The following is a 10,504-nucleotide window of genomic DNA, read 5'->3' on the forward strand; positions in this document are numbered from 1 at the left end:
AGGCGGGGCTTGTGAGGCAGATGCCCTGGATCATGGCCGCGACCGAGGTGCGTTTTGAGCATGCTCCGCCGGTGGCCGCGTTCCCGGTGGTGCCCGGTAGGCGGTGGGGTCCGGGCTGGTGGTGGTCGGCCACGATGGGCCGGCATGTGGTGCACGGGTCGGCGGCTATGCGGGCGCAGTTGATGCTGCTGGATAGGGACCGGCAGGTCGTGGGGTTGTCGGGGCGGCCGGTGCGGTTGGTGTGGCGTGATGAGTGCAGCCGGGTGCGGTCCTGGGTGCCGCAGGTGTTCGCCCGGTACGCGGACGGGAGTGGGCTGCTGGCCGACTGCCCCGGCGTGGAGGGTGCGGGCGGGGAACGGGCGCAGCGGGCCCAGGCGGTGCTGGAGGTGGTGTGTGCGCTGGTGGGGTGGCGGTATCTGCGGCTTGCTCCGCCGGATGCGGTGATGGCCGCGAATGTGCGGTGGTTGGCGGGCTACCGGCATCCGCGCTTTCGCGGGGCCGGGGGCCTGGAGGAGGCGGTCTTGGATGCCTTCGCGCAGCCGCGGCCGCTGATCGAGGGAGTGGTCGCGGTCGGGGACCCACTGCAGATCTTGCCGGTCGTCTATCACGCGCTGTGGGCGGGGCGGCTGGAGGCGGTGCTGGAGGTGCCGCTGCACGAGCGGGTGATGGTCCGGCGTGAGAGCGGTGGAGAGCGGGGGCGATGACGGGGTCATCGGGTGGGTGGCGTGCCGAGGTCGGGGCGCATGTCGAATTCGACGGCACTGTGTGGCAGATCGTCGCTTTGGTCGGGCAGACGGTGCGGCTGGTCGACGAGGGCGGGAGGGCGGCATCGGTCCTGGCGGCGCATCTGTGTGCCGACCCCGGCTTTCGCGTTGTCGGGGACCGCACGGCTCCTGGGGCGCCGCAGTGGGGTCTGTTCGAGGGCCTCGACGTGGCCGCCCGGGAGCGTGCGCTGGCCTGGCAGCGGCACATCCGCGAGGTCGAGTACGGCCTGCCCGAGGGCCCTGGGAGCAGGGGCGTGCCGCGGCCGCGGTTCGATCCCGAGCAATGGTCGCTGGCCGAGCGGGAGCAGGCCAAGGTCGAGGAGCTGACGGCGCTGGGCTGGGCAGGGGTGAGTGTGGCCACGGTGCGGCGGATGCGGGCCCGCTACCGCGAGGGCGGGTTGTGGGGGCTGGTCGACGGGCGTAAGCGGCGGCCGACGAGCCCGACCGGGCGCGCGGATGAGCGGGTGGTGGCTGCGGTTTTGGAGGCGGTGCGGCGTCAGAGGGGGCGTTCCAAGGGGACGTTGAAGGGCCTGCGGACGCTGACGGGTCAGATCCTGGACGACGCACACGGGGCAGGCCGGGTCCCGGTGCCGCCTGAGTCGACGTTCAACCGGCTGGTGAACGCGCTGGTCGAGGCGAGAGAGCTGCCCGCGCGGCCGGCGCAGGGTGCGGCGCTGCAGAGGGGGCCGCTCACGCCGACCAGGGCGCTTCGGCCGGGCGAGATGGTGCAGGTCGACACCACCCGGCTGGATGTGATGGCCATCGGAGACGACGGGCGGCCGGCGCGGCCGGAGCTCACGATCGCCGTCGATGTGGCCACGCGGTCGATCCTGGCCGCCGTGCTGCGCCCGGAGGGGACGAAAGCGGTGGATGCGGCGCTGTTGCTCGCCGAGATGGCCGTACCGCACCCCATGCGGCCCGGCTGGGACCAGGCGCTGCGGCTTGCCTATGCCGCGGTGCCCTATGAGCGGCTCCTGTCGCTCGATGAGAGGCTGGACGGGGCGGCGGCGCGGCCGGTCGTCGTGCCCGAGACCATCGTGGTGGACCGCGGCAAGGTGTTCGTCTCCGAAGCGTTCTCGGCCGCGTGCGAAACCCTGGGAATCAGCGTGCAGCCCGCCCCGCCCCGCCGCCCCACGGCCAAGGGCTCGGTGGAGCGGACGTTCGGCGCGATCAACACACTGCTGGCTCAGCATGTCGCCGGCTACACCGGATCCAACGTCACCCGGCGCGGACGCGACGTGGAGGCGGAAGCCTGCTGGACCCTCGCGCAGCTGCAGGAGCTGCTCGATGAATGGATCATCTGCGGGTGGCAGTGCCGGCCTCACGACGCGTTACGTCACCCCGTGCTGCCCAGGGCTGTGCTGTCGCCGAACGACATGTGGGCCGCGCTCCTCGGGCTGTGCGGCTACGTGCCGCTGCCGTTGTCCGGGCGGGACTACCTCCAGCTGCTGCCGGTGCGCTGGTGCGCCATCACCGGCCGCGGCATCCGCATCGACCACCGCACCTACGACGCTGCGGTGCTCAACGCGCACCGTGGCCACAAGTCCGGCATCGCGGTGCGCGGCGGGAAATGGGAAGTCCACCACAACCCCCACGATCTCCGGCAGGTGTGGGTACGACTGCCCGACGGCGGCCTGGTCGAGGTGCCGTGGATCCACCGCGACCACGTGCACGAACCCTTCAGCGAAAGCGCCTGGCGGCACGTGAAAACGATCGTGGAACAGCGGGCCGGCCGCGAGCAGCACGAAGCCGACCTCGCCGAAGCCCTCGATCAGGTCCTGCGCCGCGCCCGCCCCACACCCTCGGCAGTCCGCAACGCCGGGAAGGCGGGTGCCCTCTCGCCGAACGTGCCCGAGCAGCAGAGGGCCCAGGACGACAAGGAGCGGGCAGGCATCCGCACTGCGGCATCCGCCCGCGACAGGAACGGCAGCGCAGGGAGTGCTGACGGCGGTCGGTGCGATGTCCCGGTGAGTGCGGCGCCGGGACAGTACGGCGAGGGCGGGGTGGATGACGTCGCCGTCGAGGACATCGAGTGGGAAGAGGCAGACAGACTCGACGACCTGACCGCCGAAGACGACCAAGACGAGGAGCCGCCGGGCGATACACGGCCCGACAGCGGATTCGCGTTGTGGGACGCGTACGAGGAGGCACAGCGATGGTGAGGGAGCAGGACGCCGACCCGATGGTCGCCGAGCCGGCCGCAATCACTACCTGGCAGGGATTCGAAGCATTCGCCACCACTGTCCCGCCCGCCCCGCCGGCAGCGGACGCACCACGGCGCGGCCCGGACGAACGCCTGGCCTACCACTCGGCGTTCGTCACCATCCGCACCCCGGCCGTCGACGCCCTGGCCCGCAACGTGCGCACGCTGATGGTCCTGGGACGCCACCAGCGCATCACCGCACGCCCCAGCCTGATCGTCACCGGCCCCGCCACCACCGGCAAGACCACCGCACTCCTCGAAGTCGGCCGGGTCTGCCACCTCGCCCACACCGCACGCAGCCCCCACCCAGGCATCGGCCGCACCGCCCAGGTACCCGTCGCCTACGTCCTGGTGCCGCCCGCCGCCAGCGCGAAAACCCTCGCCGCCGAGTTCGCCCGCTACCTCGGCATCCCCACCACCGCCCGCATGACCCAAGCCCAGATCACCTCGGCCGTGTGCGCCACCTACGCCCAAGCCGGCGTCCGACTCGTGCTGATCGACGAGATCCACCGGCTCAACCCGCACACGTCCACCGGGGCCGAAACCGCCGACCTGCTCAAAGACCTCAGCGAACGCATCGGCGCGACGTTCGTGTACGCGGGCATCGACGTCACCCGCACCGAACTCTTCACAGGTATCCGGGGTGCTCAACTCGCCGGCCGGGCCAGCATGATCGACTTCGGTGCCTTCCCCGCCCGCCTCGGCACACACCAGCCGTTCAAAGAGCTGATCACTCTGATGGAACAGGCACTCGACCTCGAACACCACACCACGGGCAGCCTTCCCCGCCACGCCTCATACCTCCATCAGCGCACCGGCGGGAAAATCGGCAGCCTGGCCCGGCTGATCCGCCAGGCAGCCCTCGGCGCGATCATCGACGGCAGCGAACGCATCACCAAGGCATCACTCGAAGCCATCCAGCTCGACCACCTCGCCGAGGAACACTACCGACCCCGCACCAACCACCCCACACCCAGGCGTCCCAGCCGGTGACAGCACGATGGGGCCGGTACTGAACCGGGCAACACCGCCCCGGGGCGGGCACGGGACGCGCGGAAAGCCCCGACTGCCTTACCGCCCAGCAGTGGATCTGCACAGGCAGCCCGCACTCACCCAATCAACCTGCACAGACCCACAAGAGTCCCAGGTCACCAGCGCAAGCATCCCCCGCCGAGCGACGGAACAGGCAGACCTCACACCGGACTTGGCCCCCATCCCCGAACGGAAGATCACCCAGTCAACCCGCGAAACCCCAGCTCACAGGAACCCTCACTACGCACACCCACCAACCGGCCACAGCCGTCCGCCTGCCTGCGCCAGTGGCAGAGGTTGTGCCGCTGTCGGCTCCAGACGGCGAGGAGTTCGGGATCGGGGGCAATGCGGGGTGGACGGGGCGCGAGCCGAGTGCGGGGCTTCCGGCGTTCAGCTGTAGTAGGCGATCTTCTCGTCGAGAACTTCCATGGCCCGGCACAGAGCCGCCACCCGCTGCTCCAGGGCGGCACGGCGCTCGCGAAGGAAGGCGACCCGGTTCTGCGGAGGGTGCTCGGCGCGCAGAATGGCGACGAACTGCCGCAGGTCTGCGATGCCGAGGCCGGCCTCGCGGAAGCACGTGACGAGGCCGATCCAGAAAAGGTCGTCCTCGGTATACTCTCTGCGCCCGCCGGCGGAGCGCCGGATCGGGCCGATGAGCCCTTCGCGCTCGTAGTAGCGCAGCGTGTCGATGGAAACACCAGTACGGTCGGCGGCTGTTGCCGGGGTGACGGCGGTCATGGGGCTCCTTTGGCAGCTGCTACCGCGCTTCGTTGAAGCGCGCCAGGTGCTCGTCGCTGAGCCGCACACGGCGTGCAGCGAGTGCCTCCTCGATCTGCTCCACCCGGCTCGCGCCGACGATGGGATCGATCCCCTGCCGCATCAGCCATGCCAGGACGACCTGGTTCCTCGTGGCCGAGAGCTCGTCGGCGATGTCGTCCAGGACCGCGAGCACCTGGATGGTCCCGGGGTGATCATATGTTTGCGGAAGCGGCTTGTCCGCGCGCACGTAGGAACCCCACATCAGCGAACTGTACGACCACACGGCGAGCCCCTCCGACCGCGCGAGGTCCAGGTCCTCGGCGGCGAGCATGCGGTGGCCGGCCTCCGCGAGGGGGGTGAGAGGGCGCGGCTGGACGAGTGAGTGGCGCAGTTGCAGGGCCGTCCACGGTTCCACCCGCTGCTCCCGCGCGAGTGACCGTGCGCGCTCGACACGCCAGGCGGCATGGTTCGCCGCCCCGACCCGCAGAGCCAGCCCCTTTGCGGTGAGCTCGCCGAAGGCGCCGACCGTCTCCTCCAGCGGCACGGTGCGGTCCTCGGCGTGAGCCCACAGCAGATCGATGTGATCGACTCCCAGACGTCCCAGGCTCTCCTCCACGCCGGCGTGGACGGCGCGGGCGGAAAGCCCTTCGGCGCTCTTCGGCCAGGAGTGTGGGACGAGCGGGTTCTGCCGGACCTTCGTGGCGATCCGTACCGCATCGCGCGCGCCCGGGCGGGCCCGAAGCCACGCGCCGATCAGGCGCTCGCTGGCACCGCCCAGGCCACTGGGGTCGGTCCAGAAGGAGTAGCAGTTCGCGGTGTCGAGCCAGACACCCCCGCCGGCGACGAAGGAGTCGAGTATCGCGAAGGCCCGGTCGGGATCGACGCGGGTGCCGAAGTCCATTGTTCCAAGGACGATCTGGGGGTCGGTGGTGTTCATGCGGCCCATGCTCGTATCTGGAGCGCGCTCCAGGTCAAGAGAGCGGTTGTGACGGACGGTCCGGGGCCCGATTCTCCAGGAGCCCGGCGCCGCGTGCGGCGGACGCGCGTGACGATGCCCCCGTCGGCGGCGATCCTGGAAAGCGGCCTGCCGAACAGGTCAACAGGGCTGCTGGACAGGGACGCCGTGCAGCTCAGCTCAGGTTGCCGACGGACGCCGCAGCCGGTGACAACAGCAGCGCTTCCCTTGCAGTTGGTGACAAGCAGCATGCCGACCTGGTGACAACTGCCCTGCCTCGCCGCGCCGAAGGCGCTGGGCAGTGAAGGCCGTTGGTGACAACCATCCTGCTTTGGCGCAGCGCCCATGAGCAATAGGTGCGCAGAGAGGCCCGGGCCGGCAGGTCCGGGCCTTGTCCATGCCTCATGGAGCGAGGTGGGCGAGTGCGTGGTAGGCGGTGACCAGGGCGCGGTCGAGGTCTGCCTGGGTGAGGGGGCGGAGGTGGGGGTGGGCGCAGGCGGTGCGGACCTGCTGGAGGTCGTAGATGAGGTGGGGAGGCAGCGGGGTGTGGTGGTGGAGGTAGCGGGTGGGTTTGCTTCCGGCGGGGGTGAGGGTGTGCAGGCGGTCCCAGGCGGTGATGATCCGCATGGCGTCGCGGGCGCAGATCTTCTCAACCCAGGCGGCGGGGTCGTCGGAGGGGGCGGGGCTGTGGGGCTTGGCGGTCATGGTGTCTCCCGGGCACGGTGGGGCAGGCCGCTGTGGGGGCGGCCCGCCGGTTGAGGGGATGTCCTCAGTGCACCGCTGTGAACTGCTGGTTTCTGCTGATCTGAAGGGGGTGGAAGACCTTGGAAGGGAGTTGAAGATCGGTGAAGGCCGGTGAAGGACTGGACCTGTCGCCGGTGTGAGGGCACCGTTAGGGCCGGCGCCGAGGATCAGCAGGTGAGGGGGCATGGTGGGAGCGCAGGAACCGTCGCAGCAGGATCCAGTCGAGGAGCTCGCCTTGTGGTTAGGGCAGCTGCGTAACAGCCGTGGGCGTCCCAGCTATAAGGCGATCATCGCCGAGGTGCGTCGCAACGACCCGACGTCCTCACTTGCTGAGAGCACTTTGAGCAACGCGTTCAATGGCAAGACGATGCCGACCTACGACACGGTCATCGCCATCGCCCGCGCTCTGGGCGGGGCGGAGGCAGCCCGAGAGGCGGATGGGCGCTATACCGAGGCAGGGAACCAGCGGGACGCGATCGCCCGCGCCCAGAAGAGACAGACGAGCCTGGCACCTTCGACTGACACGCCGGTCTCACAGTCCGTCCCGGCCGCCGCAGCGCAGGCGACGGTCGGGGAGCAGCACGTCGCAGACCTGGTAGGGCGGGAGCAGAGCAGCGAACGGAAGCCAGATCCGGCCGGTGGTGAGGAGCCGGGCGGGCAGAAGGTCTGGCAACGTCTGCCGCCTCTGGCACGGGCGGCGGTGGTGGTGGGGTCGGTCGTCGCGGTCGCAGCCGCGGGGACAGCCGCGGTCACCGGCATGCTCTCCGGCTCCCCTGACTCCCACCAGCAGGCCGCCGGCAGTTCGTCCTCCTCCGGCGCTGCCCGCGGCGCCGCAGCAAGCGCCGGCACGCCGTCGCCAGCCAACCACGGTGGCGCGTCGAAGGACCCGAACGCCTGGAGTGGGCGGCCGCCGATCGCTGTACAGGCCACGGTCACCCAACCGATGTGCGGTGCCGCGTACTTCGAGGGCACCTCCCAGGAATATCTGGCCCAGCTCCAGCCCGGCGGAGCACCCCCGGCGCAGGCCGTCCTCCTCGGTGCCCCCGTCCAGGTCACTATTCAGGGCCGTACCGAGCAAAGCGTGCTACTGACCGGTATGCGCCTGACCGTCACCTCCCGCAAGAACGCCCCCGCCAAGGGCATCACGGTGGGCTACGGGCAGTGCGGGGGAGGTGTGAGCGAACGCCGCTTCGACATCGACCTGTCGAAGACCCCGCCCACATGGAAGGCAAAACCGGCACGCGATGACTTCACGGACGAGGTGACCGCACCTGCGGTCGTCTTCCCCTACAAGATTTCCCTGACCGACCCAGAAGTCTTCAACCTCACCACCGTCAAAGGCTGCGGCGCCGGAATCGACTGCACCTTCACCATCGATCTCGTCTGGGTCGCCGACGGCAAGACCGGCCACACCACCGTGGACAACAACGGCACCGGGTTCCGCGATATCACCCCCACCGGCCTGCCCCGCTACCGGCAGGACTCCGACGGCGCAGGCCCTACTCTCCTGCCCCAGCCCGGATAGCACTCGTATCGTGCCTGCGGCCCAGGGCGGACCGGTGCCGGCCGCACCCCGGTCGCAGGACGCCCGGTGGGCCGCGAACCTCGCCGCCGCCCGGCAGTTCCACGCCTGTGAGGGCCACCTGACCGTGCCCCGCAAGGCCGTAGAGATGGTGGATGGTGAGGAGCACAAGCTCGGAGCGTTCCTGGACCACGTCCGCTGCAGGGCGGGGAAGCTGAGCCCGCAGCGGCGTGCGGACCTCGAAGCGTTGGGCATGCGCTGGTAGACGGGGAGGCACGCGTCTGTGGTCCGCCCTTGCATGGCTGTGGTCCGCCCCGGAGGTCCGGGGCGGACCACAGCCGGGTCAGGTCAGTGGCGGCTCTGGATCCAACTGGTGGGGCTATGTGAAAAGCTCCACCCTGTACTCAGGCACGGGAGGGACCTGCTCGCCCCGTTTCCCCAGTCGCTGCTCGCGGGCAGGTCGCGTTCCGTCTCGCTCGTCTGAGCCCCGTCGCGGCCGGCGGGGTGGTGATCGCCTTGCCCGGCCGCGCTGGACGCAGCCACCCTCGTCTGCCGCCTCGGCAGGACAGCGCACAAGGTCTGAAAGCTCGTCCCGACCGACGCTCTCTTGTCAGGTCCAACGGCTTTACGGCGATGGTTAGTTCCCGATAGTGATGTGACGTTTCGCCCAGCCTGTTGACCTGTTGCAGCACACCGTGACGGCCCCATACTCCGGGACCTGACCAACAGACGGGTAGGAGCACGGTGAGCGCAGCTGCGGCAGCAGGGACCTGGAAGCTCGGGGACCTGGAGGTGAATCGGATCGGCTACGGCGCGATGCGGCTGACGGGCAACGGCATGATGGGCAACTCTGACGGCAGGCCGATCGACCGCGATATCGCCGTCGGCCTGCTGCACAGTGCGTTCGAGCAGGGTGTCAACCACATCGACACGGCCGCCTTCTACTTCTCGCCACTGCGGTCCGCGAACGAGCTCATCAACCGCGCCCTCTCGTCCTGGTCCGACGATGTGGTCGTGGTGACCAAGGTCGGCCCCGGGCGCGATCCCTCAGGCGAGTGGCTCTCCACGGTCCGCCCCGACCAGTTGCGTGGCCAGGTGGAGGAGAACTTGCGCCAGCTTGGCCGGGACTGCCTGGACGTGGTGAACCTGCGCGCCGGTGGCTCCGGCACGGCCTCGATCGCCGAGCACTTCGGCGCCCTCGCCGAGCTGCGCGAGGCCGGCCTGGTCCGACACCTCGGGCTTTCCGCTGTCCTGCCCGAGCACGTGGCCGAGGCCCAAACGATCGCGCCCGTGGTCTGCGTGCAGAACTCCTACGGCCTGGACTGGCGCCGTGCCGACGAGAGCGGGCTGGTGGACCTGTGCGGGGAGCAGGGCATCGCCTTCGTCCCGTTCTTCGCGGTCTCCGGCCTGCGGCGCGAGGCGGCCGCAGGCCAGGAGCACGACGCATGCGTCCACTCCGTCGCCGCCGCCCACCATGCGACACCGGCCCAGGTACGGCTCGCCTGGACCCTCCACCGCGGTCCGCACGTGCTGGCCATTCCCGGCACCACGAACCCGGCACACCTCGCGGAGAACATCGCCGCCGGAAGCCTGCGCCTGACCGAAGAGGAATTGGCCCTCCTCGACAAACCGGACGAGGGCACCGTCTGAGACTCCACTCGCGCTGCTCGGCGAACTTACCCAGTCCGTTGAGAACCGGACCGAGCGGGGCGAGGAGTGTCCCTGGTCGTTTTCAGGAATCGCCATCACCACAGGGCCAAGAGGCTGACGGCTCCGCTGGTCGGCGATGCGCTTGATCGCGCCAGCCCGGCCGACCGGATCCTTGCGGGCCTCAACCGCCAAACGCGTTGCACGTTCACGCAGTTCGTCGGGGTACTTACGGGAAGCAACCATGATCGGCATCCTTCCGGGTCTTCGATGTCTCCATCAAACCCGGGGCGATTCAAACTGCCCGACCCTGGCTGCCCAGCGAATTCCCCGTCCCTTCGATGACACCTCAACACCCGGGGCAGCGGAATCCCGCGCCATCCCGCGGCGACACTCGGGGCTTTGGCCTGCAGAGCCTCAGCCCAGAACACGAAAATGGTCCGCCGACTAGGGTGTGTATCGAATGTGCTGGTCACAACCACTCGTTGATGGCCGCGATGAGGACGGTCGCCTCGTAGCGGACCGCGAGTTTGTCGTAGCGCGTCGCGACGGCGCGGTGTCTTTTAAGGCGATTGATGCCGCACTCGACTGCATGTCGGGCCTTGTAGTCCTCGGCGTCGAACTTGGGCGGCCGGCCGCCACGAGAGCCGCGCTTCTTGCGGTGGGCTGCTTGGTCGGCCTTATCCGGGATGGTGCAGCGAATTCCGCGTCGCCGCAGGTAGGCGCGGTTCTTCCGCGACGCGTAAGCCTTGTCGGCACGGACCCGGTCAGGCCGAGTCCGCGCGTCCGGCACCCAGGCGAGCGACGCGGATCCTATTCAGGACCGGCTCGAACTGCGGCGAGTCACCGCGCTGCCCGGCCGTGATCACGATGGACAT

Annotated in this window: 10 protein-coding genes; 6 read left to right on the forward strand and 4 right to left on the reverse strand. The window is 69.7% G+C overall.

The genetic code is table 11. The features are described 5' to 3' along the window. Nucleotides 1-20 precede the first annotated feature (20 nt). From ACFY16_RS42040 to ACFY16_RS42050, 3 genes are read left to right on the forward strand one after another with little or no spacing between them, the layout of a single operon-like run. Nucleotides 21-704: a TnsA-like heteromeric transposase endonuclease subunit gene (locus ACFY16_RS42040; RefSeq protein ID WP_390652519.1), complete on the forward strand. Its 684-nt coding sequence runs from the start codon at nt 21-23 to the stop codon at nt 702-704. Next, nucleotides 701-2,926, forward strand: a complete 2,226-nt coding sequence (locus tag ACFY16_RS42045) for a transposase (protein ID WP_390652511.1) — start codon at nt 701-703, stop codon at nt 2,924-2,926. Before ACFY16_RS42040 ends, ACFY16_RS42045 begins: the two co-directional genes overlap by 4 nt. Continuing rightward, on the forward strand, nt 2,920-3,960 hold the full coding sequence (locus tag ACFY16_RS42050) for a TniB family NTP-binding protein (RefSeq protein ID WP_390652512.1): 1,041 nt from the start codon (nt 2,920-2,922) through the stop codon (nt 3,958-3,960). The genes ACFY16_RS42045 and ACFY16_RS42050 overlap by 7 nt, the downstream gene beginning before the upstream one ends. 429 nt (nt 3,961-4,389) lie before the next feature. On the opposite strand, the gene ACFY16_RS42055 is transcribed toward ACFY16_RS42050, so the two are convergent. The 3 genes from ACFY16_RS42055 to ACFY16_RS42065 form a co-directional block, all read right to left on the reverse strand. Beyond that, complete coding sequence (locus tag ACFY16_RS42055) at nt 4,390-4,737, reverse strand: MerR family transcriptional regulator (protein WP_351153713.1); 348 nt, start codon at nt 4,735-4,737, stop codon at nt 4,390-4,392. A 19-nt stretch (nt 4,738-4,756) separates the two neighbouring features. Further along, nucleotides 4,757-5,695, reverse strand: coding sequence for an aldo/keto reductase (locus tag ACFY16_RS42060; RefSeq protein ID WP_390652513.1), 939 nt, complete (start codon nt 5,693-5,695; stop codon nt 4,757-4,759). A gap of 420 nt (nt 5,696-6,115) precedes the next feature. Further along, the gene (locus ACFY16_RS42065) at nt 6,116-6,418 is read right to left on the reverse strand and encodes a hypothetical protein (RefSeq protein ID WP_390652514.1); all 303 of its coding nucleotides are present in this window, start codon (nt 6,416-6,418) and stop codon (nt 6,116-6,118) included. A gap of 223 nt (nt 6,419-6,641) precedes the next feature. On the opposite strand from ACFY16_RS42065, the gene ACFY16_RS42070 reads away from it, so the two are divergent. From ACFY16_RS42070 to ACFY16_RS42080, 3 genes are all read left to right on the forward strand, one after another. Further along, the gene (locus tag ACFY16_RS42070) at nt 6,642-7,982 is read left to right on the forward strand and encodes a helix-turn-helix domain-containing protein (RefSeq protein ID WP_390652515.1); all 1,341 of its coding nucleotides are present in this window, start codon (nt 6,642-6,644) and stop codon (nt 7,980-7,982) included. A 10-nt stretch (nt 7,983-7,992) separates the two neighbouring features. Continuing rightward, nucleotides 7,993-8,244 (forward strand): helicase associated domain-containing protein, encoded by a 252-nt coding sequence (locus tag ACFY16_RS42075; protein WP_390652516.1) that lies wholly within the window; start codon nt 7,993-7,995, stop codon nt 8,242-8,244. A gap of 479 nt (nt 8,245-8,723) precedes the next feature. After that, nucleotides 8,724-9,629 carry an oxidoreductase gene (locus tag ACFY16_RS42080; protein WP_390652517.1) on the forward strand — a complete coding sequence of 302 codons (906 nt, stop codon included), beginning with the start codon at nt 8,724-8,726 and terminating at the stop codon, nt 9,627-9,629. A 469-nt stretch (nt 9,630-10,098) separates the two neighbouring features. Here ACFY16_RS42080 and ACFY16_RS42085 read toward each other — a convergent pair whose 3' ends face one another. Continuing rightward, a complete protein-coding gene (locus ACFY16_RS42085; RefSeq protein WP_390652518.1) occupies nt 10,099-10,419 on the reverse strand; it encodes a transposase in 321 nt (106 codons plus the stop codon). Nucleotides 10,420-10,504 lie beyond the last annotated feature (85 nt).

Origin of the sequence: Streptomyces sp. NPDC001315, from assembly GCF_042896175.1 — a bacterium.
In the GTDB taxonomy this organism is placed as follows: Bacteria; Actinomycetota; Actinomycetes; order Streptomycetales; family Streptomycetaceae; genus Streptomyces.